Source organism: Micromonospora sp. NPDC004551 (assembly GCF_040609975.1).
In the GTDB taxonomy this organism is placed as follows: domain Bacteria; phylum Actinomycetota; class Actinomycetes; order Mycobacteriales; family Micromonosporaceae; genus Micromonospora.
The window spans coordinates 77,458-100,275 of record NZ_JBEXLM010000015.1; the positions used below are offsets into that span (position 1 = coordinate 77,458).

At 69.7% G+C, this 22,818-nt stretch carries 34 protein-coding genes; all 34 read left to right on the forward strand.

All coding sequences use genetic code 11. The annotated features are described in order from the left end of the window. Positions 1 to 84 precede the first annotated feature (84 nt). The 34 genes from ABZW14_RS19085 (at position 85) to infA (ending at position 22,742) form a co-directional block, all read left to right on the forward strand. Positions 85 to 699 (forward strand): winged helix-turn-helix domain-containing protein, encoded by a 615-nt coding sequence (locus tag ABZW14_RS19085; protein ID WP_355347908.1) that lies wholly within the window; start codon positions 85 to 87, stop codon positions 697 to 699. Then, the gene (locus ABZW14_RS19090; protein WP_355347911.1) at positions 674 to 1,957 is read left to right on the forward strand and encodes an MFS transporter; all 1,284 of its coding nucleotides are present in this window, start codon (positions 674 to 676) and stop codon (positions 1,955 to 1,957) included. Before ABZW14_RS19085 ends, ABZW14_RS19090 begins: the two co-directional genes overlap by 26 nt. Before the next feature lie 8 nt (positions 1,958 to 1,965). After that, complete coding sequence (locus ABZW14_RS19095; RefSeq protein WP_355347914.1) at positions 1,966 to 2,334, forward strand: hypothetical protein; 369 nt, start codon at positions 1,966 to 1,968, stop codon at positions 2,332 to 2,334. 727 nt (positions 2,335 to 3,061) lie between these two features. Then, positions 3,062 to 3,433, forward strand: coding sequence for a hypothetical protein (locus ABZW14_RS19100; RefSeq protein WP_355347917.1), 372 nt, complete (start codon positions 3,062 to 3,064; stop codon positions 3,431 to 3,433). Positions 3,434 to 3,966: 533 nt separating this feature from the next. After that, positions 3,967 to 4,341, forward strand: a complete 375-nt coding sequence (rpsL, locus tag ABZW14_RS19105) for a 30S ribosomal protein S12 (protein ID WP_007465318.1) — start codon at positions 3,967 to 3,969, stop codon at positions 4,339 to 4,341. 1 nt (position 4,342) lies between these two features. Further along, the gene (gene rpsG / locus ABZW14_RS19110) at positions 4,343 to 4,813 is read left to right on the forward strand and encodes a 30S ribosomal protein S7 (RefSeq protein ID WP_013735957.1); all 471 of its coding nucleotides are present in this window, start codon (positions 4,343 to 4,345) and stop codon (positions 4,811 to 4,813) included. Between the two features lie 75 nt (positions 4,814 to 4,888). Then, a complete protein-coding gene (gene fusA / locus ABZW14_RS19115; RefSeq protein WP_355347920.1) occupies positions 4,889 to 6,985 on the forward strand; it encodes an elongation factor G in 2,097 nt (698 codons plus the stop codon). 223 nt (positions 6,986 to 7,208) lie between these two features. Beyond that, positions 7,209 to 8,402, forward strand: coding sequence for an elongation factor Tu (tuf, locus tag ABZW14_RS19120; protein ID WP_091262807.1), 1,194 nt, complete (start codon positions 7,209 to 7,211; stop codon positions 8,400 to 8,402). A gap of 353 nt (positions 8,403 to 8,755) precedes the next feature. Then, the gene (gene rpsJ, locus ABZW14_RS19125) at positions 8,756 to 9,064 is read left to right on the forward strand and encodes a 30S ribosomal protein S10 (protein ID WP_007073037.1); all 309 of its coding nucleotides are present in this window, start codon (positions 8,756 to 8,758) and stop codon (positions 9,062 to 9,064) included. An 11-nt stretch (positions 9,065 to 9,075) separates the two neighbouring features. Further along, positions 9,076 to 9,741, forward strand: coding sequence for a 50S ribosomal protein L3 (rplC, locus tag ABZW14_RS19130; protein ID WP_355347923.1), 666 nt, complete (start codon positions 9,076 to 9,078; stop codon positions 9,739 to 9,741). Next, a complete protein-coding gene (gene rplD / locus ABZW14_RS19135) occupies positions 9,738 to 10,403 on the forward strand; it encodes a 50S ribosomal protein L4 (protein WP_355347926.1) in 666 nt (221 codons plus the stop codon). Before rplC ends, rplD begins: the two co-directional genes overlap by 4 nt. Continuing rightward, positions 10,400 to 10,702, forward strand: a complete 303-nt coding sequence (gene rplW / locus ABZW14_RS19140) for a 50S ribosomal protein L23 (protein WP_073834931.1) — start codon at positions 10,400 to 10,402, stop codon at positions 10,700 to 10,702. The genes rplD and rplW overlap by 4 nt, the downstream gene beginning before the upstream one ends. A 12-nt stretch (positions 10,703 to 10,714) precedes the next feature. Beyond that, positions 10,715 to 11,554: a 50S ribosomal protein L2 gene (gene rplB, locus ABZW14_RS19145; RefSeq protein ID WP_088976123.1), complete on the forward strand. Its 840-nt coding sequence runs from the start codon at positions 10,715 to 10,717 to the stop codon at positions 11,552 to 11,554. 12 nt (positions 11,555 to 11,566) lie between these two features. Beyond that, positions 11,567 to 11,848, forward strand: coding sequence for a 30S ribosomal protein S19 (gene rpsS, locus ABZW14_RS19150; RefSeq protein ID WP_007073032.1), 282 nt, complete (start codon positions 11,567 to 11,569; stop codon positions 11,846 to 11,848). 40 nt (positions 11,849 to 11,888) lie between these two features. Further along, on the forward strand, positions 11,889 to 12,362 hold the full coding sequence (gene rplV / locus ABZW14_RS19155; protein WP_154228719.1) for a 50S ribosomal protein L22: 474 nt from the start codon (positions 11,889 to 11,891) through the stop codon (positions 12,360 to 12,362). Beyond that, positions 12,362 to 13,234, forward strand: coding sequence for a 30S ribosomal protein S3 (rpsC, locus tag ABZW14_RS19160; protein ID WP_091262800.1), 873 nt, complete (start codon positions 12,362 to 12,364; stop codon positions 13,232 to 13,234). The genes rplV and rpsC overlap by 1 nt, the downstream gene beginning before the upstream one ends. 3 nt (positions 13,235 to 13,237) lie before the next feature. Continuing rightward, on the forward strand, positions 13,238 to 13,663 hold the full coding sequence (gene rplP / locus ABZW14_RS19165; protein WP_073834927.1) for a 50S ribosomal protein L16: 426 nt from the start codon (positions 13,238 to 13,240) through the stop codon (positions 13,661 to 13,663). Next, positions 13,663 to 13,899 (forward strand): 50S ribosomal protein L29, encoded by a 237-nt coding sequence (rpmC, locus tag ABZW14_RS19170; RefSeq protein ID WP_007073028.1) that lies wholly within the window; start codon positions 13,663 to 13,665, stop codon positions 13,897 to 13,899. The genes rplP and rpmC overlap by 1 nt, the downstream gene beginning before the upstream one ends. Continuing rightward, positions 13,896 to 14,177, forward strand: a complete 282-nt coding sequence (gene rpsQ, locus ABZW14_RS19175) for a 30S ribosomal protein S17 (protein ID WP_355347932.1) — start codon at positions 13,896 to 13,898, stop codon at positions 14,175 to 14,177. The genes rpmC and rpsQ overlap by 4 nt, the downstream gene beginning before the upstream one ends. Positions 14,178 to 14,274: 97 nt before the next feature. Further along, positions 14,275 to 14,643, forward strand: coding sequence for a 50S ribosomal protein L14 (gene rplN, locus ABZW14_RS19180; protein WP_007073026.1), 369 nt, complete (start codon positions 14,275 to 14,277; stop codon positions 14,641 to 14,643). Then, positions 14,640 to 14,960, forward strand: coding sequence for a 50S ribosomal protein L24 (rplX, locus tag ABZW14_RS19185; RefSeq protein WP_007465276.1), 321 nt, complete (start codon positions 14,640 to 14,642; stop codon positions 14,958 to 14,960). Before rplN ends, rplX begins: the two co-directional genes overlap by 4 nt. Then, positions 14,960 to 15,529 carry a 50S ribosomal protein L5 gene (gene rplE / locus ABZW14_RS19190; protein WP_091317981.1) on the forward strand — a complete coding sequence of 190 codons (570 nt, stop codon included), beginning with the start codon at positions 14,960 to 14,962 and terminating at the stop codon, positions 15,527 to 15,529. Before rplX ends, rplE begins: the two co-directional genes overlap by 1 nt. 1 nt (position 15,530) lies before the next feature. Continuing rightward, a complete protein-coding gene (locus ABZW14_RS19195; protein ID WP_007073023.1) occupies positions 15,531 to 15,716 on the forward strand; it encodes a type Z 30S ribosomal protein S14 in 186 nt (61 codons plus the stop codon). Positions 15,717 to 15,812: 96 nt separating this feature from the next. After that, complete coding sequence (gene rpsH, locus ABZW14_RS19200) at positions 15,813 to 16,220, forward strand: 30S ribosomal protein S8 (RefSeq protein ID WP_013288624.1); 408 nt, start codon at positions 15,813 to 15,815, stop codon at positions 16,218 to 16,220. Between the two features lie 16 nt (positions 16,221 to 16,236). Beyond that, the gene (rplF, locus tag ABZW14_RS19205; RefSeq protein WP_091262793.1) at positions 16,237 to 16,779 is read left to right on the forward strand and encodes a 50S ribosomal protein L6; all 543 of its coding nucleotides are present in this window, start codon (positions 16,237 to 16,239) and stop codon (positions 16,777 to 16,779) included. Continuing rightward, complete coding sequence (gene rplR / locus ABZW14_RS19210) at positions 16,776 to 17,165, forward strand: 50S ribosomal protein L18 (protein WP_355347936.1); 390 nt, start codon at positions 16,776 to 16,778, stop codon at positions 17,163 to 17,165. Before rplF ends, rplR begins: the two co-directional genes overlap by 4 nt. Before the next feature lie 33 nt (positions 17,166 to 17,198). After that, positions 17,199 to 17,813 (forward strand): 30S ribosomal protein S5, encoded by a 615-nt coding sequence (rpsE, locus tag ABZW14_RS19215; RefSeq protein WP_091262790.1) that lies wholly within the window; start codon positions 17,199 to 17,201, stop codon positions 17,811 to 17,813. Next, positions 17,813 to 17,995, forward strand: coding sequence for a 50S ribosomal protein L30 (gene rpmD / locus ABZW14_RS19220; protein ID WP_013473693.1), 183 nt, complete (start codon positions 17,813 to 17,815; stop codon positions 17,993 to 17,995). Before rpsE ends, rpmD begins: the two co-directional genes overlap by 1 nt. Beyond that, positions 17,995 to 18,438: a 50S ribosomal protein L15 gene (gene rplO, locus ABZW14_RS19225; protein ID WP_355347940.1), complete on the forward strand. Its 444-nt coding sequence runs from the start codon at positions 17,995 to 17,997 to the stop codon at positions 18,436 to 18,438. Before rpmD ends, rplO begins: the two co-directional genes overlap by 1 nt. A 233-nt stretch (positions 18,439 to 18,671) precedes the next feature. Then, entirely contained in the window at positions 18,672 to 19,997 is a 1,326-nt protein-coding gene (secY, locus tag ABZW14_RS19230; protein WP_355347943.1) for a preprotein translocase subunit SecY, read from the forward strand. Continuing rightward, positions 19,998 to 20,651 carry an adenylate kinase gene (locus tag ABZW14_RS19235; protein ID WP_151463666.1) on the forward strand — a complete coding sequence of 218 codons (654 nt, stop codon included), beginning with the start codon at positions 19,998 to 20,000 and terminating at the stop codon, positions 20,649 to 20,651. Positions 20,652 to 20,741: 90 nt separating this feature from the next. Continuing rightward, a complete protein-coding gene (gene map, locus ABZW14_RS19240; protein WP_355347948.1) occupies positions 20,742 to 21,593 on the forward strand; it encodes a type I methionyl aminopeptidase in 852 nt (283 codons plus the stop codon). Between the two features lie 140 nt (positions 21,594 to 21,733). Then, positions 21,734 to 22,246, forward strand: a complete 513-nt coding sequence (locus tag ABZW14_RS19245) for a DUF1707 domain-containing protein (RefSeq protein ID WP_355347951.1) — start codon at positions 21,734 to 21,736, stop codon at positions 22,244 to 22,246. Between the two features lie 274 nt (positions 22,247 to 22,520). Further along, entirely contained in the window at positions 22,521 to 22,742 is a 222-nt protein-coding gene (gene infA, locus ABZW14_RS19250) for a translation initiation factor IF-1 (RefSeq protein WP_007073013.1), read from the forward strand. Positions 22,743 to 22,818 lie beyond the last annotated feature (76 nt).

Consider the following 22,818-nt stretch of genomic DNA (forward strand, 5'->3'; position numbering starts at 1 on the left):
GCCGGGGGCCTCGTCGCGTTCCGGGTTCGTCATCTGAAGAGTAGTCTCTCGAGAGTTTTCTCTCGAGAGACTACTCTCGACGTCATGGATGCCAGCGAACCACGCACCCTCACCGATGCCCGGGAACTCCGCGCGCTCAGCCATCCCGTACGGCTCGCTCTCATGGAGGCCCTCGGGCCCGGGCCGCTGACCGCCACGCAGGCCGGCGAGCTGATCGGGGAGAGTGCCACCACCTGCTCCTTCCACCTGCGTCAGCTGGCCCGTTACGGCTTCGTGGAGGAGGCGGGCGGCGGCCGCGGCCGGGCTCGGCCCTGGCGGCTGACCCGGCAGGGCTGGTCGGCGCCGGCCCGCCCCGAGGACCCCGACTGGACGCGCGCCTCACAGGCGCTCGACCGGGTGCTGCTCCACCGGTACGTCCAGCGGCTGCGCCGGTTCGTCGACGAGGCACCCACCTATCCGGCCGAGTGGTACCAGGCGGCGACCGGGCAGCAGCACCTCTTCCATCTCACTCCCGACGAGCTGGCCGAGTTCGTCGCCGCCTACCGCGAGCTGGTCGCCGGGTTCACCGCCCGGTTCGACGCCCGCCGCACCGAGGCCGGCACCCGCCCGGCCGGGGCGCTCCCGGTGGAGCTGCTCTTCTTCGGTTACCCCGTCCAGGCGCCGGAGGTCCCGGATGTCGACTCGACGACTGCTGGCTGACCGGCCCGCCCGGCGGTATCTCGCCGGCCAGGCCCTCTCCCTGGTCGGGGACAGCTCGTTGTGGCTGGCCTGCGGCATCTGGGTGAAGGATCTGACCGGCAGCGACGGCGCGGCCGGCCTGACCTTCCTGTTCTTCACCGTCCCGGCGCTGCTGGCACCGCTGGCCGGCCTGCTCGCCGACCGGTTGCCGCGCCGCCGGCTGCTGGTGGTGGCGAATCTGGCCGGCGCGGCGATCCTGCTACCCCTGCTGGCCGTCCAGGGTCCCGGGCAGGTGCCCCTGATCTACGCGGTGATGTTCCTGTACGGGTGCCTCAACCTGGTCATCGCGCCGGCCCAGTCGGCACTGCTGGTCAGCCTGCTCCCGGGCGACCTGCTGGCTGACGCGAACGCGTTCCTGCGTACGGTGCGGGAGAGCTTGCGGCTCCTCGCCCCGCTCGCCGGCGCCGGCCTGTACGCGCTGCTCGGCGGCGCCGCCGTCGCCGTGCTGGACATGGCGACCTTCGTCGCCGCGGCCGGGCTGCTGCTGACCGTGCGCGTGGCCGATCCCACCCCGGAGCGGCCCGAGCGCAGGGGCGGTGCGCTGCGGCACTGGACCGGGGAGATGACGGCGGGACTCCGGCACCTCGCCGGCCATCCGCTGCTCCGCCGGGTGGTTCTCGCCACCGCCCTGCTCGCCCTCGTGCTGGGCTTCGCGGAGTCCACCGGATACGCGGTCGTCGACCGTGGCCTGCACCGGTCCCCGGAGTTCCTCGGCGTGCTGCAGGCGGCGCAGGGGATCGGTGCGCTCCTCGGTGGGCTGGGCAGCGCCGCCGCGGTCCGCCGCTTCGGCGAGGTACGCGTCGCCGCGGCGGCCTTCCTGGCCTGGGCCGCCGGTGCGGCGCTGGCGGCCACGCCACTGCTCGGTCCGGTCCTGGCCGGCCGGGTCAGCTCGGGCGCCGGCCTGACCGTGATGGCCATCGCCCTGCTGACCCTGCTGCAGCGCAGCGCGCCGGAACGGCTCCAGGGCCGGGTGTACGCCGGCTTCGAGGTGACCACCACCGTTCCCCAGACCCTTTCGATCGGGCTCGGGGCGTACCTCATCGGTGTGGTCGACTACCGCGCGTTGCTGCTGACCGAGGCGGCCGTCGTGGTCCTCGCCGCGCTGCTGCTGTTCCGGGCCGGCCGCCTGTCCCCGGCGCGGGCCGAGGCGCCGGCGCAGCCCGACCCCGCGGTCTCGCCGGCCCAGGCTTCCGGCCGGCTCCGGTCCGCGGGGGCATGATGGTGGGCATGACCACCGTGCCCGGGCAGGTGCCCGTCGCCCAGCAGGGGCACCGCCATCCACTGGACCCCGAGCCGGTCCGCTCGACCAAGGCCCGCGCGGTCTTCGCCCTCGGGCTGATCGGGGCGCTCACCGGCTTCTTCGTGGGCGGGGTGGTGCCCGCGACCATCGCGCTCACCCTGGCCCGGCAGGCCCGCCGGGAGGCGTACGTCTCGGGTGGCTTCCTCACCGGCGCCGGCTGGGTGCGCCGGGGCGAGCAACTGGCGTGGACGGGCCTGCTGCTCGCGGCCGTCGCCGTCGTCGCGGCCGTGGTCATCGGCGTGGTCCGGATGGCAGGTGCCCCGTTCGGGCACGACTTCGCCCCGAACATCGACTGATCCGGCGGGGGACCACCTCGCGCCCGACCCCGCCGGCGGGACCCGCGACGGTAGCCTGGCCGGTGTCCGCCACGCGGCGGGCGAGCCACGTCGACAGGAGGACCCCGTGACGGAGCCGGCCCCGCCGCCGGGAGGCGACCCGAACCGCCCCGGCACCGGGCCGGACGCCGGCGGTCCGCCACCGGCCACCCCCTGGGCCGGGCCGGACGCCGGGTCCGCCGGGCCGTCCGGCGAGGCACCGGAGGCCACCCCCTCGGGGTACGCCCCGCAGTCCGCGCCGCCCGGGCCCTGGCCCTATCCGCCCGCACCGCCCGCGTCGCCTCCGCACCACGATGGGTACGCCATCCCGCCCGCCGCCGCGCCCTGGCCCCCGCCCGGCTCGCCGTCGCACCACGCGGGGCACGCCGCCCCTCCCGCCCCGGGTTCGTCGGCCGCGCCCGGCTCGTTGTCGCACCACGCGGGGTACGCCGGTTCTCCCGCCCCGGGGTCGTCGGCCGCGCCCGGCTCGCCGTCGCATCCGGGTGGGTACCCGGATCGCCATGCAGCGGGGCCGTCGGTGCCCGCGGGGTGGGCGTCCGGGGCGTACCCGGGGAACCAGCCGGCGCCCGGCGGTGGGTGGGCGGCGCCGGGGAGCGCGCCGGCCGGCGGCGGCTGGGGTTCCGCACCTCCGGCGTCGGTGCCGCCGCCTCCGCGTGAGGCGCCACGCCCGCCGAAGCGCGTCGACGCGGTGCCGGGCACCCCGTTCGGGGTGGTCCACCTGGACGTGCCGCCGGTGACCTCGGGCCTCGCCATCGGGTCGCTGGTGACCGGGATCGCCTCGATCCTCGTCTCGCTGCTGGTGCTCTGCTTCGGCGTCGCCGGCCCGAACTACGGTGGCGCCTGGGCCGCCGGCGCCTTCACCGTGCTGGGAGCGATCGCGGGCACCGCGGCCGTCGTGGCGGGGCTGCTGGCCCGGCGCCAGATCCGGCGGCCGGCGCCGCCGCCCGCGGTCCGGTTCACCGGTCGCGGCCTGGCCGTCGCCGGGCTCAGTTGCGGGGGAGCGGGCCTGCTGGTCAGCCTGGCCGGGCTCGTGCTGGCCCTGGTGGTGCAGATCACGTGACCGGGCTGCCCGGTTCGGGCGGCGCGTTGACCAGGAAAGACCGGTATGCCGGGATGTCCGGTGCCTGGGCGTAACCTGGGCCGCCCGGTCGAGTGCCGTGGAAGCCGGTACACTTGTCACCGTAGGTGCCCATGACGGGCGCGGGGGCACGATGGGATCGGGCGGCGGATCGCGATGCGGTTCTCCCGGACCGCTCCGTTTTGACCTGCGCGGCTGTGGTAGGTACTCTTTCCCCTTGTGCCCGGGCCAGCCCGGGCAATGCGTGCGTGCGCTGGAACCGGTCAGCCGGTGATCGCGCGGCCGCACGACTAGAGCCTCAAGACCTGGCCGGGAGTTTCCTGCGCCGGTGACAGAAACCCGGTCGGACGCGCGAGTGACCGCACCGGGACCGTGACTCGGGCGACACGCCCGACCGCGGGTGCTGGGACCCCCGTCAGGTGGCCCTGGTTGGAATGTAGGAGAGCCGTCCATCAGGCCGGCTAGAGCAGACGGCGCGGTCGCCTCGCAGCGGCCGAAGGGAGCGGAGAAACCCGGTGCCCACCATTCAGCAGCTGGTCCGAAAGGGCCGTCAGGCCAAGACGACCAAGACCAAGACCCCGGCGCTCAAGGGGTCTCCCCAGCGGCGCGGCGTGTGCACCCGCGTGTACACCACCACCCCGAAGAAGCCGAACTCGGCGCTGCGCAAGGTCGCTCGTGTCAAGCTCAGCAGCCAGATCGAGGTGACCGCCTACATCCCGGGCGTCGGCCACAACCTGCAGGAGCACTCGATCGTGCTCGTCCGCGGTGGCCGTGTGAAGGACCTCCCCGGCGTGCGGTACAAGATCGTTCGCGGCTCGCTGGACACCCAGGGTGTCCGCAACCGCAAGCAGGCTCGCAGCCGCTACGGCGCGAAGAAGGAGAAGAGCTGACATGCCGCGTAAGGGACCCGCTCCGCGGAAGCCGCTGGTCGCTGACCCGGTGTACAACTCGCCGCTGGTCACCCAGCTGGTGAACAAGATCCTGCTGCGCGGCAAGCGTCAGCTCGCCGAGCGCATCGTCTACGCCGCCCTCGAGGGCTGCCGCGAGAAGTCCGGCACCGACCCCGTCGTCACGCTGAAGCGGGCGATGGACAACGTGAAGCCGACCCTCGAGGTCCGCAGCCGTCGCGTCGGTGGCGCCACCTACCAGGTTCCGGTCGAGGTGCGGCCGGCCCGCGCGACCACCCTCGGTCTGCGCTGGCTGGTCACCTACTCCCGCGCCCGTCGCGAGAAGACCATGGTCGAGCGGCTGATGAACGAGCTGCTGGACGCGAGCAACGGCCTCGGTGCCGCCGTCAAGCGGCGCGAGGACACGCACAAGATGGCCGAGTCCAACAAGGCCTTCGCGCACTACCGCTGGTAACACCCTGGTTCCGGCGCCCACGAGGCGCCGGAACCGCCACCAGTTGTGTCTAGACGACGATAAGTAGGGATTGAAGTGGCCGCCGCAGACGCGCTCGCCAACGTACGCAACATCGGCATCATGGCGCACATCGATGCCGGTAAGACCACTACCACCGAGCGAATCCTGTTCTACACCGGTATCACGTACAAGATCGGTGAGGTCCACGAGGGCGCTGCCGTCATGGACTGGATGGAGCAGGAGCAGGAGCGCGGTATCACCATCACTTCCGCCGCCACCAAGTGCGAGTGGAAGGGCCACACGATCCAGATCATCGACACGCCCGGCCACGTCGACTTCACGGTCGAGGTGGAGCGGTCGCTGCGTGTGCTGGACGGTGCGGTCGCGGTGTACGACGGTGTCGCCGGCGTCGAGCCGCAGACGGAGAACGTCTGGCGGCAGGCCGACAAGTACAACGTCCCGCGTATGTGCTTCGTCAACAAGCTCGACCGGACCGGTGCCGACTTCTTCCGCTGTGTGCAGATGATGATCGACCGGCTCAACGCCACCCCGCTGGTTCTCCAGATCCCGATCGGCGCCGAGTCCGACTTCATCGGCGTGGTCGACCTGGTCGAGATGCGCGCGCTCACCTGGCGTGGCGAGACCCAGAAGGGTGAGGACTACGCGATCGAGGAGATCCCGGCCGACCTGGCCGACTCCGCGGCCGAGTGGCGCGAGAAGCTCATGGAGACCCTGGCCGACGTCGACGACTCGGTGATGGAGAAGTACCTGGAGGGCGAGGAGATCTCCGTCGAGGAGATCAAGGCCGCCATCCGCCGGGCCACCATCGCCGGCAAGGCCAACCCGGTCCTCACCGGTACCGCCTTCAAGAACAAGGGCATCCAGCCGATGCTCGACGCGGTCGTCGCGTACCTGCCGTCGCCGCTGGACATCCCGGCGATCGAGGGCACCGCGACCGACGGCGAGACCCCGCTGCAGCGGAAGCCCTCGATCTCCGAGCCGTTCTCCGGCCTGGCCTTCAAGATCCAGACCGACAAGCACCTCGGCAAGCTCACCTACGTCCGGATCTACTCCGGCACGCTCGAGTCCGGTTCCCAGGTGATCAACTCCACCAAGGACCGCAAGGAGCGGATCGGCAAGATCTACCAGATGCACGCCAACAAGCGGGAGGAGCGCAGCTCCGCCCAGGCCGGCGACATCATCGCGGTCCAGGGTCTGAAGCAGACCACCACCGGTGACACCCTGTGCGACCCGGCGAACCCGGTCATCCTCGAGTCGATGACCTTCCCGGAGCCGGTCATCGAGGTGGCCATCGAGCCGAAGACCAAGGCCGACCAGGAGAAGCTCAGCACCGCCATCCAGCGGCTGGCCGAGGAGGACCCGACCTTCCGCGTCAAGCTGGACGAGCAGACCGGTCAGACGGTCATCTCCGGCATGGGCGAGCTCCACCTGGACATCCTGGTGGACCGGATGCGCCGCGAGTTCAACGTCGAGGCGAACATCGGTAAGCCGCAGGTGGCGTACCGCGAGACCATCCGCCGCGCGGTGGACAAGGTCGAGTACACGCACAAGAAGCAGACCGGTGGTTCCGGCCAGTACGCCCGGGTGATCATCGCCCTGGAGCCGCTGCCGCTGGGCAACGACGCCCCGACCTACGAGTTCGCCAACGCCGTCACCGGTGGCCGCATCCCCCGGGAGTTCATCCCGTCGGTGGACGCGGGCGCCCAGGACGCCATGCAGTACGGCATCCTCGCCGGCTTCCCGCTGGTGGGCATCAAGCTCACCCTGGTGGACGGCCAGTACCACGAGGTCGACTCGTCGGAAATGGCGTTCAAGATCGCCGGCTCGATGGCGATGAAGGAGGCGGCCCGCAAGGCCGACCCCGCGCTGCTCGAGCCGATGATGGCTGTTGAGGTCACCACTCCTGAGGAGAACATGGGTGACGTCATCGGCGACCTCAACTCCCGTCGTGGCATCATCCAGGCGATGGAGGAGCGCAGCGGCGCTCGCGTCGTCCGGGCCCTGGTGCCGCTGTCGGAGATGTTCGGCTACGTCGGCGACCTGCGGTCGAAGACCCAGGGCCGGGCTAGCTACAGCATGCAGTTCGACTCCTACGCCGAGGTTCCCCAGAGCGTCGCGAAGGAGATCATCGCCAAGGCCACGGGTGAGTGACGCTCACCTGAGCTGATCCGTTGATCCGGGGCCGGTCGCGGGAGGGTTCTCCCGCCCGCGGCCACCTCGGTCGGATTGTGTGATTCCGGGCCTGTAGGCTTCATCGCCGCAGAACCCACAAAGGCTCTCCGGCCGTCAGGCCGGAAAGGCTGTCGACAGAGTCCTAAGCGCCGACCTGGCGCGCCGGGGCGAACGAACCAAGAAAGTCCACAGGAGGACACCAGTGGCGAAGGCGAAGTTCGAGCGGACTAAGCCGCACGTCAACATCGGCACCATTGGTCACATCGACCACGGTAAGACGACGCTGACGGCGGCCATCACCAAGGTCCTGCACGACCAGTTCCCGGACCTCAACCCGTACACGCCGTTCGATGAGATCGACAAGGCGCCGGAGGAGAAGGCCCGCGGCATCACGATCTCCATCGCGCACGTCGAGTACCAGACCGAGGCGCGTCACTACGCGCACGTCGACTGCCCCGGTCACGCCGACTACATCAAGAACATGATCACCGGTGCCGCCCAGATGGACGGCGCGATCCTGGTGGTGGCGGCGACCGACGGCCCGATGCCGCAGACCCGCGAGCACGTGCTGCTGGCCCGTCAGGTCGGCGTGCCGTACATCGTCGTGGCGCTCAACAAGAGCGACATGGTCGACGACGAGGAGCTCCTGGAGCTCGTCGAGCTCGAGGTCCGCGAGCTGCTCTCGTCGCAGGAGTACCCGGGTGACGACCTGCCGGTCGTCCGGGTCTCGGCGCTGAAGGCCCTCGAGGGTGACCCCGAGTGGACCGGCAAGCTCATGGACCTCATGAACGCCGTCGACACCGCGATCCCGCAGCCGGAGCGCGAGACCGAGAAGCCGTTCCTGATGCCGATCGAGGACGTGTTCACGATCACCGGTCGTGGCACCGTCGTCACCGGTCGCGCCGAGCGGGGCATCCTCAAGCCGAACGAGGAGGTGGAGATCGTCGGCATCCGCGAGAAGTCGATGAAGACCACCTGCACCGGCATCGAGATGTTCCGCAAGCTGCTCGACGAGGCCCGGGCCGGCGAGAACGTCGGTCTGCTCCTCCGCGGCATCAAGCGCGAGGACGTCGAGCGCGGCATGGTCGTCATCAAGCCGGGCACCACGACCCCGCACACGGAGTTCGAGGCGACGGTCTACATCCTCTCCAAGGAGGAGGGCGGCCGGCACACCCCGTTCTTCCAGAACTACCGTCCGCAGTTCTACTTCCGGACCACGGACGTTACCGGCGTCGTCACGCTGCCCGAGGGCACCGAGATGGTCATGCCGGGCGACAACACCACGATGTCCGTGAAGCTGATCCAGCCCATCGCGATGGAGGAGAACCTCAAGTTCGCGATCCGGGAGGGTGGCCGCACGGTCGGCGCTGGTCGCGTCACCAAGATCGTCAAGTGAGCTGGGTAACCCCGATTAGCGTCGCCGCCGGTCGTGCGGCATACTAGTCAGGTTGCGTAACGACGGTCAGTCGCCTGCGTCCGGTTAACGCTGGACCTCCGGGTGTCAGACAGTCTCGCGTAGGGTGGTTGATCGCCCCTGGCGGTCAACCACCCTCGCGCGGCGTCCAGGTCGCGGTCACCGCGATCGGCGCCATGACCCACCGCGTGGTCGGAAATCGCTCCGGAGTCCCGGGGCGGAGCCTGGCCCACGGGCGCGACACGCCCGACCGCGGGGGTCGGCGAAGTGGGCCTGTACCAGCCGGTACAGGCGCCCGCAACACAGCGGCATCGAGAGAAGGAACAGAAGCCACCATGGCGGGACAGAAGATCCGCATCCGGCTCAAGGCCTATGACCACGAGGTCGTCGACTCCTCGGCTCGGAAGATCGTCGAGACGGTGACGCGTACCGGGGCGCAGGTCGCTGGCCCGGTGCCGCTGCCCACGGAGATCAACCGTTTCTGCGTTATCCGCTCGCCGCACAAGTACAAGGACTCGCGCGAGCACTTCGAGATGCGCACGCACAAGCGTCTGATCGACATCATCGACCCGACCCCGAAGACGGTCGACTCGCTCATGCGCCTCGACCTGCCGGCTGGCGTCGACATCGAGATCAAGCTGTAGGGACCGGACAAATGGACAGGCAAGTCAAGGGGATCCTGGGCGCAAAGCTCGGCATGACCCAGGTCTGGGACAACAACCGCGTTGTTCCCGTGACCGTGGTTCAGGCCGGCCCGTGCGTCGTGAGCCAGGTTCGTAGCGCCGACAAGGACGGTTACTCCGCGGTCCAGCTGGCGTACGGGGCCATCGACCCGCGCAAGGTCAAGAAGCCGATCGCCGGGCACTACGCCAAGGCGGACGTCGCGCCGCGCCGGCACATCGTCGAGCTGCGCACCAGCGACGCCGCCGACTACTCGCCGGGCCAGGAGGTCACGGTCGAGGAGTTCCCGGCCGGCGTGACCATCGACGTCACCGGCAAGACCAAGGGCAAGGGCTACGCCGGCCCGATGAAGCGGCACGGCTTCCACGGTCTGCGCGCCAGCCACGGTGTCGAGCGCAAGCACCGCTCGCCGGGCTCGATCGGCGCGTGCGCGACCCCGGGTCGCGTCTTCAAGGGCACCCGGATGGCGGGTCGGATGGGTGGCGTGCGCTACACCGTCCAGAACCTCACCGTCCAGGCGGTGGACACCGAGAACAACCTCCTGCTCGTCCGCGGCGCCATTCCCGGCCCCAAGGGCGCGCTGGTCCTGGTCCGTACCGCGGCCAAGACCAAGGTGAAGAAGGGCGGTGCGGCCAAGTGACCACCGTTGACGTCCTCAACGTCGAAGGCAACAAGGCCGGCTCCGTCGAGCTGCCCGCCGACATCTTCGACGCCCAGGCCAACATCCCGCTGATGCACCAGGTCGTGGTGGCTCAGCTGGCGGCGGCCCGGCAGGGTACGCACAAGACCAAGACCCGCGGCGAGGTCTCCGGTGGAGGCAAGAAGCCGTACAAGCAGAAGGGCACCGGTCGTGCCCGCCAGGGCTCGACCCGCGCGCCGCAGTTCGCCGGCGGTGGCGTGGTCCACGGCCCGGTGCCGCGCGACTACAGCCAGCGCACCCCGAAGAAGATGAAGGCCGCCGCCCTGCGTGGCGCCCTCTCCGACCGGGCCCGCGCCGGCCGGGTGCACGTCGTCGAGGCGTTCGTCTCGGGCGAGAAGCCGTCGACCAAGGCCGCGCAGGCCACGCTGACGAAGCTGACCGAGGCCCGTCGGGTCCTGGTCGTGCTGAGCAGCACCGACGAGCTGAACTGGGTGTCGCTGCGGAACCTGCGCAACGCGCGGGACAGCCGGGTGCACCTGATCGAGGCCGGCCAGCTCAACACGTACGACGTGCTGGTGGCCGACGACGTGGTCTTCACGAAGGAGGCCCTGGACGAGTTCCTGGGCGTTCCCGCCGAGACCACCGAGGAGGGTGGCAAGTGAGCACGATCGCCGATCCGCGCGACATCATCGTCGCCCCGGTCGTCTCGGAGAAGAGCTACAGCGAGCTGAACCGGAACTGGTACACCTTCCTGGTGCACCCGGACGCCAACAAGACCGAGATCAAGATCGCTATCCAGCAGATCTTCAACGTCCGCGTCCTGACGGTCAACACGCTCAACCGCGAGGGCAAGCGCAAGCGCACCAAGACCGGCTTCGGTCAGCGCAAGGCCACCAAGCGGGCGATCGTGAAGCTGGCTGACGGTGACCGTATCGAGGCCTTCGGCGGCCCGGTCAGCTGAGGGGTGTAGACAATGGCTATCCGTAAGTACAAGCCGACGACGCCGGGCCGGCGTGGCTCGAGCGTCGCCGACTTCGCCGAGATCACCCGGTCGACGCCCGAGAAGTCGCTGCTGGCTCCGCTGCCGAAGAAGGGCGGACGCAACGCCCACGGCCGGATCACCACGCGGCACCACGGTGGCGGCCACAAGCGGCAGTACCGCCTGATCGACTTCAAGCGGGTCGACAAGGACGGCGTGCCGGCGAAGGTCGCGCACATCGAGTACGACCCGAACCGCACCGCGCGCATCGCGCTGCTGCACTACGCCGACGGCGAGAAGCGCTACATCATCGCGCCGAAGGACCTGAAGCAGGGCGACCGGGTGGAGTCGGGGCCGAGCGCCGACATCAAGCCGGGCAACAACCTGCCGCTGCGCAACATCCCGGTCGGTACCACCATCCACAACGTGGAGCTGCGTCCGGGCGGCGGCGCCAAGCTGGCCCGCTCGGCCGGCGTCGGCATCCAGCTGCTCGGCCGTGAGGGCGCGTACGCGACCCTCCGCATGCCGTCCGGTGAGATCCGGCGTGTCGACGTGCGCTGCCGCGCCAGCATCGGCGAGATCGGCAACGCCGACCAGTCGAACATCAACTGGGGTAAGGCCGGCCGCATGCGGTGGAAGGGCAAGCGCCCGACCGTCCGTGGTGTCGCCATGAACCCGGTGGACCACCCGCACGGTGGTGGTGAGGGTAAGACCTCCGGTGGTCGCCACCCGGTCAACCCGCAGGGTAAGCCCGAGGGCCGCACCCGTCGTAAGGGCCAGCCGAGCGACCGGCTGATCGTCCGCCGCCGCTACGCCACGCGTAAGCGCGGCTGAGGGAGATAAGACATGCCTCGCAGCCTGAAGAAGGGCCCGTTCGTCGACGACCACCTGCTCAAGAAGGTGGAGACGCAGAACGACAAGGGCTCGAAGAACGTCATCAAGACCTGGTCGCGGCGCTCGACGATCATCCCGGAGATGCTGGGTCACACGATCGCCGTGCACGACGGACGCAAGCACGTCCCGGTCTTCGTGACCGAGGCCATGGTCGGGCACAAGCTCGGCGAGTTCGCGCTGACCCGCACGTTCAAGGGTCACGAGAAGGACGACCGGAAGAGCCGCCGGCGCTGACGCCGCGGGCATACGGATAGAGGAACAAGGGGTTACAGCGATGCCAGGAAAGGGCGACGCTCCGGTGCTTCCGGGCGCGCGGGCGGTTGCGCGGCACGTGCGCATCTCGCCGATGAAGGCGCGCCGGGTGGTCAACCTCGTCCGCGGCCTGCCCGCGAAGGAGGCGCTCACGGTGCTGCAGTTCGCGCCGCAGGCTGCGAGCGAGCAGGTGTACAAGGTGCTCGCGAGCGCGATCGCCAACGCGGAGAACAACGAGCGGCTGGACCCCGACGCGCTGCTCGTCAGCGAGGCGTTCGTCGACGAGGGCCCGACGATGAAGCGGTTCCGGCCGCGGGCGCAGGGCCGGGCGTACCGGATCCGCAAGCGCACCTGCCACATCACCGTGGCGGTCGAGGCGGTGGCGCCGGCCGCGCCGAAGAAGTCGGCGAAGAAGGCCCAGGCGCAGACGAAGGCCGAGGCAACCAGCCAGGCCGGGGCGGCTGAGGGGCAGAGCACGACGGAGGGTGCCGAGTAATGGGTCAGAAGGTTCACCCCACTGGGTTCCGGCTCGGCATCTCGACCGACTGGAAGTCCCGCTGGTTCGCGGACAAGCTCTACAAGGACTACATCGGCGAGGACGTCAAGATCCGCCGCATGATGTCCAAGGGCCTCGAGCGTGCCGGCATCTCCAAGGTCGACATCGAGCGCACCCGCGACCGGGTCCGCGTCGACATCCACACCGCCCGGCCGGGCATCGTCATCGGCCGTAAGGGTGCGGAGGCCGACCGGATCCGCGGCGAGCTGGAGAAGCTCACCGGCAAGCAGGTTCAGCTGAACATCATCGAGGTGAAGAGCCCCGAGTCGGACGCGCAGCTGGTCGCCCAGGGCGTCGCCGAGCAGCTGTCCAGCCGGGTCAGCTTCCGTCGGGCCATGCGCAAGGCGATGCAGTCCGCGATGAAGAACCCGGTGTGCAAGGGCATCCGGGTGCAGGTCTCGGGCCGTCTCGGCGGCGCCGAGATGAGCCGGACCGAGTTCTACCGCGAGGGCCGGGTCCCGCTGCACACGCTGCGGGCCAACATCGAGTACGGCTTCTTCGAGGCCCGTACCACCTTCGGCCGGATCGGCGTGAAGGTCTGGATCTACAAGGGCGACGCCGTCCCGGGCCGCGAGGCCCCGGCCGAGGCCGCCCCGTCGCGCGGCCCGCGCCGCGACCGTGGCGACCGGCCGGAGCGGCCGCGCCGTGGCCGGTCGGGTTCGTCGGGCACGACCGCCGGTGGCACCGAGGCCGGCCGGGCTGCCGCGACCACCATCGCGCAGCAGGCGGAGACGCCGGCCGGTGAGCCGGTCGACGCCGGAGCCGTGGCCGCGGCCGCGACCCAGCCGGCAGAAACGCAGCAGGAGGGCTGACAGATGCTGATGCCGCGCAAGCCCCCGAAGGGCTTCCGCAAGCCGCACCACCCGGACCGCCACGGCGCGTCCAAGGGCGGTAACCGGGTGGTGTTCGGCGAGTTCGGGATCCAGGCTCTGGAGCCGGCGTACGTGACCAACCGCCAGATTGAGTCGGCGCGTATCGCGATGACCCGTCACATCAAGCGTGGCGGCAAGGTCTGGATCACGATCTTCCCGGACCAGGCCCTCACCAAGAAGCCGGCGGAAACCCGTATGGGTTCCGGTAAGGGTTCGCCCGAGTGGTGGGTCGCCAACGTCAAGCCGGGGCGGGTTCTCTTCGAGATGTCCTTCCCCAACGAGCAGATCGCGCGAGAGGCGATGCGTCGCGCGATCCACAAGCTCCCGATGAAGTGCCGCATTGTTACGCGCGAAGTGGGTGAATCCTGATGGCAGCGGGCGTCAAGGCCTCCGAGCTGCGTGAGCTCTCCGAGGAGGAGCTGGTCACGAAGCTGCGCGAGGCGAAGGCGGAGCTGTTCAACCTCCGCGTGCAGGCCGCAACCGGGCAGCTGGACAACAACCGGCGGCTGCAGGTCATCCGTCGGGAGATCGCCCGGATCTACACGATCATGCGTGAGCGTGAGCTGGGTCTCTCGGCCGCGCCGACTGAGGTGACTGCATCATGAGTGAGAACACCACCACCACCGCCGCCGCGCGGGCCCGCCGCAAGGTGCGTGAGGGCCTCGTGGTCAGCGACAAGATGGAAAAGACCGTCGTGGTCGAGGTCGAGGACCGGGTCAAGCACGCGCTGTACGGCAAGATCATGCGCCGGACCAGCAAGCTGAAGGTCCACGACGAGCAGAACTCGGCCGGCATCGGCGACCGGGTCCTGATCATGGAGACCCGGCCGCTGTCCGCCACCAAGCGGTGGCGGCTCGTGGAGATCCTCGAGAAGGCCAAGTAGCGAAGGCTCGAGCTCGGCCGGGTTCGGTCGGGCGCAGGTTCCGCCAGGCTCCGGCCGCCCCCGGCGGCCGGAGAACCGGCAGACATAGGAGATAGACGTGATTCAGCAGGAGTCGCGACTGCGCGTCGCCGACAACACGGGTGCCCGGGAGATCCTGTGCATCCGGGTTCTCGGTGGCTCCGGTCGGCGCTACGCGAGCATCGGCGACGTCATCGTGGCCACGGTCAAGGACGCGATCCCCGGTGCCGGTGTGAAGAAGGGCGACGTCGTCAAGGCCGTCGTCGTTCGCACCGCCAAGGAGAAGCGGCGGCCGGACGGCTCGTACATCCGCTTCGACGAGAACGCCGCCGTCATCATCAAGGACGGTGGGGACCCGCGCGGTACCCGCATCTTCGGCCCGGTGGGCCGCGAGCTGCGGGACAAGCGGTTCATGAAGATCATCTCTCTCGCGCCGGAGGTGTTGTGACCGTGAAGGTCAAGAAGGGCGACACGGTCGTCGTCATCGCCGGCAAGGACAAGGGTGCCAAGGGCAAGGTCATCGCGGCCTACCCGCGGCAGGACAAGGTCCTGGTCGAGGGCGTGAACCGGGTCAAGAAGCACACCCGCATCAGCACCACCCAGCGTGGCGCCAAGACCGGTGGCATCGTCACCCAGGAGGCCCCGATCCACGTCTCGAACGTGCAGGTCCTGGACTCCGACGGCAAGCCGACCCGCGTCGGTTACCGGATCGACGACAACGGCCAGAAGGTCCGCATCGCGCGTAGCACCGGTAAGGACCTCTGATGACCACGGCTACCGAAACCAAGACCCTGCCGCGCCTCAAGGAGCGGTACCGCAACGAGGTCGTGGCGAAGCTGCAGGAGCAGTACAGCTACGGCAACCCCATGCAGGTGCCCGGGCTCGTCAAGATCGTCGTCAACATGGGCGTCGGCGAGGCCGCTCGGGACGCCAAGCTGATCGACGGTGCCGTCCGCGACCTGGCCACCATCACCGGCCAGAAGCCGCTGGTGCGGCGGGCGACCAAGTCCATCGCGCAGTTCAAGCTGCGTGAGGGCATGCCGATCGGCGCGAAGGTCACCCTGCGGGGCGACCGGATGTGGGAGTTCCTGGACCGGCTGCTCTCCATCGCGCTGCCGCGTATCCGCGACTTCCGCGGTCTGGACGGGCGCAAGCTCGACGGCCACGGCAACTACACGTTCGGTCTGACCGAGCAGTCGGTGTTCCACGAGATCGATCAGGACAAGATCGATCGCCAGCGGGGCATGGACATCACGGTGGTCACGACCGCCACGACCGACGACGAGGGCCGGGCGCTGCTCAAGCTCCTGGGCTTCCCGTTCAAGGAGAACTGAGATGGCCAAGAAGGCGCTGATCCTCAAGGCGGCCGCGAAGCCGAAGTTCTCGGTTCGCGCGTACACCCGCTGCCAGCGGTGCGGGCGTCCGAAGGCGGTCTACCGCAAGTTCGGTCTCTGCCGGGTGTGCATCCGGGAGATGGCCCACCGCGGTGAGCTGCCCGGCGTGTCCAAGGCTTCCTGGTAATAGCCCGGCGCGCTTCGCGCGTCAGCTGAACTGTCTCTTCGCCGTAGGCCCCGGGCCTGGCCCGGGGAACCCCGGCGAGAAAGGTTGACGAATTTCATGACGATGACCGACCCGATCGCAGACATGCTCACGCGTCTGCGTAACGCCAACCAGGCGTACCACGACCGGGTGACGATGCCCTACTCGAAGATCAAGGCGAACATCGCCGAGGTCCTCAAGGCCGAGGGTTACATCGCCACCTGGTCGGTCGAGGAGCCCGAGGAGGGCGCCGTCGGCAAGCGACTGGTCGTCGAGCTGAAGTACGGCCAGAACCGGGAGCGGAGCCTGGCCGGCATCAAGCGCGTGTCCAAGCCCGGTCTCCGGGTGTACGCCAAGTCGGACGGGCTCCCGCGGGTGCTCGGCGGGCTGGGCGTGGCGATCATTTCGACGTCCCAGGGGCTGCTCACCGACCGGCAGGCCCGCAAGCGGAGCGTTGGCGGGGAAGTCCTCGCCTTCGTCTGGTAACGGGAGACAGGTAGAAATGTCGCGTATTGGACGTAAGTCGATCCCGGTGCCAGCCGGCGTCGACATCACCATCGACGGCCAGACCGTCAAGGTCAAGGGCCCCAAGGGCGAGCTGAGCCACGTACTGGCCGAGCCGATCACGGCGGAGCGGGGCGAGGACGGCGCGCTGCACGTCAACCGGCCCAACGACGAGCGCAAGGCCAAGGAGCTGCACGGCCTGAGCCGTACGCTGGTGGCCAACATGATCGTCGGCGTGACCGAGGGCTACCGCAAGAGCCTCGAGATCGCCGGTACCGGTTACCGCGTGACCGCCAAGGGCAAGGACCTCGAGTTCGCGCTCGGGTTCTCGCACCCGGTGCTGGTTCCGGCCCCGGAGGGCATCACCTTCACGGTGGAGCGGCCGACCCTGTTCCACGTGGCCGGCATCGACAAGCAGCAGGTCGGCGAGGTCGCCGCCAACATCCGGAAGATCCGCCCGCCGGAGCCCTACAAGGGCAAGGGCGTGAAGTACCAGGGCGAGGTCATCCGCCGCAAGGCTGGAAAGGCAGGTAAGAAGTGAGCGCCACGCTGCTCAAGCGCCGCCGCGGCGTCGCCGCCAAGCGGGCCGTCGGGCGTGCGCGCCGGCACTTCCGGGTCCGCAAGAACGTCAGCGGCACCACCGAGCGTCCCCGCCTGGTCGTCACCCGCTCCCTGCGGCACATCGTCGCCCAGGTCGTGGACGACACCAAGGGTCACACCCTGGCGTCGGCCTCGACCATGGACGCCTCGCTGCGCGGCGCCGAGGGCGACAAGAGCGCCCTGGCCGGCAAGGTCGGCGCCCTGCTCGCCGAGCGGGCCAAGGCCGCCGGCGTCTCGAAGGTCGTCTTCGACCGCGGTGGCAACCGGTACGCGGGGCGGGTCGCCGCGCTTGCCGACGCCGCCCGCGAAGCCGGGCTCGAGTTCTAGAAACCCCGTCACGAGAGAGAAGGAAGGCTGCTGATGCCAGGTCAACAGCGCCGTGGCGGCGGGTCCGGTGGCAACGAGGGTGGTCGCCGCGACAACCGCCGTGAGGGCGGCCGCGGAAACGCGCCCGTCGAGAAGACCCCGCACCTCGAGCGGGTCGTCGCGATCAACCGCGTCGCCAAGGTCGTGAAGGGTGGTCGTCGCTTCAGCTTCACCGCCCTGGTGATCGTGGGCGACGGCGACGGCACCGTCGGCGTGGGCTACGGAAAGGCCAAGGAGGTGCCCGCGGCGATCGCCAAGGGTGTCGAGGAGGCCAAGAAGCACTTCTTCAAGGTGCCGCGGATCGGCCAGTCGATCCCGCACCCGGTGCAGGGCGAGGACGCGGCCGGTGTGGTGCTGCTCAAGCCGGCCTCGGCCGGTACGGGTGTCATCGCCGGCGGTCCGGTGCGTGCCGTGCTGGAGTGCGCGGGCATCCACGACGTGCTCTCCAAGAGCCTCGGCTCGTCCAACCCGATCAACATCGTGCACGCCACGGTGGCGGCCCTGAAGGCGCTCGAGTCGCCGGAGCAGGTCGCGGCCCGTCGTGGTCTGCCGGTCGAGGACGTCGCGCCGGCCGCCATGCTGGCGTCGCGGGCGGGGGTGGCGTCCTGATGGCACGCCTGAAGGTCACCCAGGTCCGGTCCGAGATCGGGACCAAGAAGAACCAGCGTGACTCGCTGCGTTCGCTCGGTCTCAAGCGGATCAACGACGTGGTGGTCAAGGAGGACCGGCCGGAGATCCGGGGCATGATCTTCACGGTCAACCACCTCGTGAAGGTCGAGGAGGTCGAGTAATGACGATCAAGGTGCACCACCTGCGCCCGGCGCCCGGAGCCAAGACCGACAAGACCCGCGTGGGTCGCGGTGAGGGCTCGAAGGGCAAGACCGCCGGTCGCGGTACCAAGGGTTCCAAGGCCCGGAAGAACATCTCGGCGGCGTTCGAGGGTGGGCAGATGCCCATCCACATGCGCCTGCCGAAGCTGAAGGGCTTCAAGAACAAGTTCAAGGTCGTCTTCCAGGTGGTCAACCTGGACCGGCTCGCCGAGCTCTTCCCGAACGGCGGCCAGGTCGGCCCCGTCGAGCTGGTCGAGGCCGGCGCGGTCCGCAAGGGCCACCCGGTCAAGGTGCTCGGCACCGGCGACCTCGGCGGTGTGGCGCTCCAGGTGTCGGCGCACGCGTTCAGTGCGTCGGCCAAGGAGAAGATCACCGCGGCCGGCGGCTCGGTCACCGAGCTGTAAGGCACGTATGGCGCCCGCTCAGTTGTCCGCAACTGGGCGGGCGCCGTGCTCTACCGGGCAGATGTGCGCCGGGTAACATCGGATTCGTTTTATGTAGCCGGGCACATCTGCCCGGACCGGGATCGGGCTGTTAGAGTCCCTTCCCAGCTATGGATATCGGGCGCTCCGCCCGGCACCCACCCCGCTCCGCCAGGGATCATCACCGGCGGCCCGCGTCGCGCAGGAGGAAGAAGTTGCTGTCCGCCTTTCTCAGTGCGTTCCGTACGCCTGACCTGCGCAAGAAGCTGCTGTTCACGGTAGCCATCATCGCGGTCTACCGGCTGGGCGCCACGCTGCCCAGCCCGGGTGTCTCGTACGGCAACGTGCAGAAGTGCCTCGACACCGTCCAGGGCGGCACCGGCGTGCTGGGCCTGCTGGACCTCTTCTCCGGCGGCGCGCTGCTCCAGCTCTCGGTCTTCGCCCTGGGCATCATGCCCTACATCACCGCGTCGATCATCCTGCAGCTGCTGACCGTGGTCATCCCGCGCCTGGAGCAGCTCCGCAAGGAGGGCCAGGCCGGCCAGGCGAAGATCACCCAGTACACCCGCTACCTCACGCTGGGCCTGGGCATCCTCCAGTCCTCGGCGTTCGTGGCGCTGGCGCGCTCGGGTCAGCTGTTCAACAACCAGTGCGACCAGTTCCCGATCGTCCCGCGGGGCACCGGCATCCCGGACTGGCTGACGCTGACCATCCTGGTCATGACGATGACCGCCGGCACCGGCGTGGTGATGTGGCTCGGCGAGCTGATCACCGACCGGGGCGTCGGCAACGGCATGTCCGTGCTGATCTTCACCTCGATCGCGGCCCGGCTCCCCAGCGAGGGCTGGAAGATCAAGACCACCAAGGGCTGGGGGATGTTCCTCCTCGTCATCGCCCTGGTTCTGCTGGTCATCACCGCGGTCACCTTCATCGAGCAGGCCCAGCGCCGGATCCCGGTGCAGTACGCCAAGCGCATGATCGGCCGGCGGATGTACGGCGGCACCTCCACCTACATCCCGCTCAAGGTGAACCAGGCCGGCGTCATCCCGGTCATCTTCGCCTCGTCGCTGCTCTACCTGCCGACGCTCGCGCTGCAGTTCTTCGACCAGAACAACCCGGGGAAGACCCAGGCCTGGATCCAGAACCACATCGTGAAGGCGAGCGCGCCGGAGCACATCGCGATCTACTTCCTGCTGATCATCTTCTTCACCTACTTCTACGTGTCGATCACGTTCAACCCGACCGAGGTCGCGGACAACATGAAGAAGTACGGCGGTTTCGTGCCAGGCATCCGCCCCGGCAAGCCGACCGCCGAGTACCTGGACTTCATCCTCAGCCGGATCACCCTGCCGGGCGCGCTCTACCTGGGCATCGTCGCGGTCCTGCCGAACTTCTTCTTCGTCTGGCTGGACAACCAGCAGTTCCAGAACTTCCCGTTCGGCGGCACCGCTGTGCTCATCATGGTCGGCGTCGGTCTGGAGACCGTGAAGCAGATCGAGAGCCAACTCATGCAGCGGAACTACGAAGGGTTCCTGCGGTAGATGCGACTCGTTCTGGTTGGCCCGCCGGGCGCGGGCAAGGGCACACAGGCGGAGTTCATCGCCGCGCACCTCTCGGTGCCCAAGATCTCGACCGGTGACATCTTCCGGGCCAACGTCTCCCAGGGCACGCCCCTGGGAGTCGAGGCGAAGCGGTACATGGACGCCGGAAAGCTGGTGCCGGACGAGGTCACCATCAACATGGTGCGGGACCGGCTCGCCGAGCCGGACGCCGGCGAGGGCTTCCTCCTCGACGGCTTCCCGCGCACCACGCCGCAGGCGGCCGCGCTGGACAAGCTCCTCGCCGACCTGGGCACCGCGCTGGACCTGGTGCTGGAGCTGGTCGTCGACGACGACGAGGTGATCCGGCGGCTGTCCGGCCGGCGTACCTGCCGCGGCTGCGGCAAGATCTGGCACGTCGAGTTCGACGCCACCACCCGCGAGGGTGTGTGCGACCGCTGCGGCGCCGAGCTGTTCCAGCGGGACGACGACAAGCCGGAGACCATCGCGGCCCGGCTGCGGGAGTACGCCGAGAAGACCGCGCCGCTGGTCGACTACTACGGCGCCCAGGGCAAGCTCGTCGGCATCGACGCGACCGGTCCGGTGGAGGACGTCACCGTCCGCGCCATCGACGCCCTCCGCTCGTACGGCGGCTGACGACCCGCCGGACTCCGGCGGATAGAGTGCGAACAGCGGGGTACGTGCGACGTGCCCCGCTGTTCCGCGCAACGAAAGGTAACGACCTCCATGCGCCGTCCCCAGCTGGACATCCAGCTGAAGACCCCCGAGCAGATCGAGCTGATGCGGGCCGCCGGTCTGGTGGTCGCCCGCGCGCTGCGGCGGATGCGCGAGGCGGTGGCACCCGGCGTGACCACCGCCGACCTCGACGCGATCGCCGAGGCGACCATCCGCGAGGCCGGCGCCGTCCCGTCGTTCAAGGGCTACCACGGCTTCCCGGCGTCGATCTGCTCGTCGGTCAACGAGCAGGTCGTGCACGCGATCCCGTCGTCGACGCAGGTGCTCCGCGAGGGCGACCTGATCTCGATCGACTGCGGCGCGGTGCTCAACGGCTGGCACGGCGATGCGGCCATCACGGTCGGCGTCGGCGCGGTCGAGCCGGCCCTGCTGAAGATGGCGGCGGTGGCTGAGGACGCCATGTGGGCCGGCATCGCCGCGGCGGCCCGGGGTGCGGCGAGCGGCAAGGGCCGGCTCACCGACATCTCGCACGCGGTGGAGAGCGCGGTCCGCAAGGGCGGCCGGTACGGCATCGTCGACGGCTACGGCGGGCACGGCATCGGCACTGAGATGCACCAGGACCCGCACGTGCTCAACCACGGGCGCCCGGGCAAGGGCCCACGCCTGGTGCCCGGCCTGGCGCTGGCCATCGAGCCGATGATCACCATGGGCTCGCCGCGCACCGTCGAACTGGCCGACGGCTGGACCGTGGTGACCCGCGACCGGTCGATGGCGGTGCACGTCGAGCACTCGATGGCGCTGCTGGACGACGGCGTGTGGGTGCTGACCGCCGAGGACGGCGGCCGGGCCCGGCTCGGCGACCTCGTCACGTCCCGTCAGACGGCCGGGTCGCCGGCGTCCTGACCGGTCTCCTGCCGTTTCCGCCTCCGCGTCGGAATCGCGCGGTTTCCGCCCGGCTGGGCGCCGCGGCAACCGCTCGGCGCCGCCGGGAACCGGAAAGAGGGGCTGACGGGCGGTGGCGCGCCGGTGGCATGCTTGCCCTCATGGACGGGCGGAGCGGGATGCGGGCGGCCGACGCCGACCGGGAGGCCACGGCGGAGCGGCTCCGGAAGGCCCTGGAGGAGGGCCGGCTCAACCTGCACGAGTACGACGAGCGGCTGGGCCGGGCGTACGCGGCAAAGACCTACGCCGACCTGGACGAGGTGGTGGCCGACCTGCCCGGGACGACGCCTGCGGAGCGCACCGCGGTGGTCCCGGCGGCGCCGGCCGTGCCGGCCGCGCCGACGAGCCCCGGCGACGGCGGGCCGATCGTGGACGGCGGTCGCGGCCGGCTGCTCGCGATCTGGTCGCCCTGGCTGCGGGTCGCCGCGATCCTCACGGCGATCTGGTTGTTCGCCTCGCTCGGCTCCGGGCACCTCGGGCACTACTGGCCGGTCTGGGCGATCGGGCCGTGGGGCTTCTTCCTGCTGATGCGCACCGTGGGCGGCCACGACCACGGGTGGCACCAGGCCGAGCGGCGGGGCCGGGCCCGGCGTGACCGCCGCCGGCGCCGCTGACCCGTCGCCAACCGCCTGTGGCCGACGCCACAGCCGGTCGGTGGGGCTCGGCGAATTTCCTCCGTCGAGGTGACAGGCCCGGTGGTCGGTTTGGCGACGGCGCGCAGGCGGGCGTACACTTTCTGATCGGCGCACAGCGTCCACTCCGGCATGCCCACCCTGCGCTTCGGTGGGAGTCGGAGCCGCGGCTGGCTCGGGCTCGGTGAATCTCGCCGGAGCCCGTGTAAGACGTTGTGGGCCGTCCGGAGCAACCGACGTCAGGACAGCGGAGGACATGCCGAAAAAAGACGGAGCCATCGAGATCGAGGGTCGGGTCATCGAGCCCCTGCCGAACGCCATGTTCCGGGTGGAGCTCGCGAACGGCCACAAGGTGCTGGCTCACATCAGCGGCAAGATGCGGCAGCACTACATCCGCATCCTGCCGGAGGACCGGGTCGTCGTCGAACTCTCGCCGTACGACCTGACCCGCGGGCGCATCGTCTACCGCTACAAGTAAGCCTGACGACGGCCGGGACGTCCCCGTGTCCGTCTTCGACGTCCGGGTCGCGCATTGTCGCGTCTCCGGGCCAGAT

What these genes read in the sequence shown, in the direction of transcription:
- rplO (WP_355347940.1), top strand. Translation starts at nt 17,995, where the DNA reads ATGACGATCAAGGTGCACCACCTGCGCCCGGCGCCCGGAGCCAAGACC.
- rpsC (WP_091262800.1), top strand. Translation starts at nt 12,362, where the DNA reads ATGGGTCAGAAGGTTCACCCCACTGGGTTCCGGCTCGGCATCTCGACC.
- rpsH (WP_013288624.1), top strand. Translation starts at nt 15,813, where the DNA reads ATGACGATGACCGACCCGATCGCAGACATGCTCACGCGTCTGCGTAAC.
- rplB (WP_088976123.1), top strand. Translation starts at nt 10,715, where the DNA reads ATGGCTATCCGTAAGTACAAGCCGACGACGCCGGGCCGGCGTGGCTCG.
- rplE (WP_091317981.1), top strand. Translation starts at nt 14,960, where the DNA reads ATGACCACGGCTACCGAAACCAAGACCCTGCCGCGCCTCAAGGAGCGG.
- rplV (WP_154228719.1), top strand. Translation starts at nt 11,889, where the DNA reads ATGCCAGGAAAGGGCGACGCTCCGGTGCTTCCGGGCGCGCGGGCGGTT.
- rpsG (WP_013735957.1), top strand. Translation starts at nt 4,343, where the DNA reads ATGCCGCGTAAGGGACCCGCTCCGCGGAAGCCGCTGGTCGCTGACCCG.
- rplF (WP_091262793.1), top strand. Translation starts at nt 16,237, where the DNA reads ATGTCGCGTATTGGACGTAAGTCGATCCCGGTGCCAGCCGGCGTCGAC.
- ABZW14_RS19090 (WP_355347911.1), top strand. Translation starts at nt 674, where the DNA reads ATGTCGACTCGACGACTGCTGGCTGACCGGCCCGCCCGGCGGTATCTC.
- rpmC (WP_007073028.1), top strand. Translation starts at nt 13,663, where the DNA reads ATGGCAGCGGGCGTCAAGGCCTCCGAGCTGCGTGAGCTCTCCGAGGAG.
- ABZW14_RS19095 (WP_355347914.1), top strand. Translation starts at nt 1,966, where the DNA reads ATGACCACCGTGCCCGGGCAGGTGCCCGTCGCCCAGCAGGGGCACCGC.
- map (WP_355347948.1), top strand. Translation starts at nt 20,742, where the DNA reads ATGCGCCGTCCCCAGCTGGACATCCAGCTGAAGACCCCCGAGCAGATC.
- rpsE (WP_091262790.1), top strand. Translation starts at nt 17,199, where the DNA reads ATGCCAGGTCAACAGCGCCGTGGCGGCGGGTCCGGTGGCAACGAGGGT.
- rpsJ (WP_007073037.1), top strand. Translation starts at nt 8,756, where the DNA reads ATGGCGGGACAGAAGATCCGCATCCGGCTCAAGGCCTATGACCACGAG.
- rpsQ (WP_355347932.1), top strand. Translation starts at nt 13,896, where the DNA reads ATGAGTGAGAACACCACCACCACCGCCGCCGCGCGGGCCCGCCGCAAG.
- ABZW14_RS19245 (WP_355347951.1), top strand. Translation starts at nt 21,734, where the DNA reads ATGGACGGGCGGAGCGGGATGCGGGCGGCCGACGCCGACCGGGAGGCC.
- rplC (WP_355347923.1), top strand. Translation starts at nt 9,076, where the DNA reads ATGGACAGGCAAGTCAAGGGGATCCTGGGCGCAAAGCTCGGCATGACC.
- ABZW14_RS19085 (WP_355347908.1), top strand. Translation starts at nt 85, where the DNA reads ATGGATGCCAGCGAACCACGCACCCTCACCGATGCCCGGGAACTCCGC.
- ABZW14_RS19195 (WP_007073023.1), top strand. Translation starts at nt 15,531, where the DNA reads ATGGCCAAGAAGGCGCTGATCCTCAAGGCGGCCGCGAAGCCGAAGTTC.
- rplP (WP_073834927.1), top strand. Translation starts at nt 13,238, where the DNA reads ATGCTGATGCCGCGCAAGCCCCCGAAGGGCTTCCGCAAGCCGCACCAC.
- infA (WP_007073013.1), top strand. Translation starts at nt 22,521, where the DNA reads ATGCCGAAAAAAGACGGAGCCATCGAGATCGAGGGTCGGGTCATCGAG.
- rpmD (WP_013473693.1), top strand. Translation starts at nt 17,813, where the DNA reads ATGGCACGCCTGAAGGTCACCCAGGTCCGGTCCGAGATCGGGACCAAG.
- ABZW14_RS19235 (WP_151463666.1), top strand. Translation starts at nt 19,998, where the DNA reads ATGCGACTCGTTCTGGTTGGCCCGCCGGGCGCGGGCAAGGGCACACAG.
- rpsS (WP_007073032.1), top strand. Translation starts at nt 11,567, where the DNA reads ATGCCTCGCAGCCTGAAGAAGGGCCCGTTCGTCGACGACCACCTGCTC.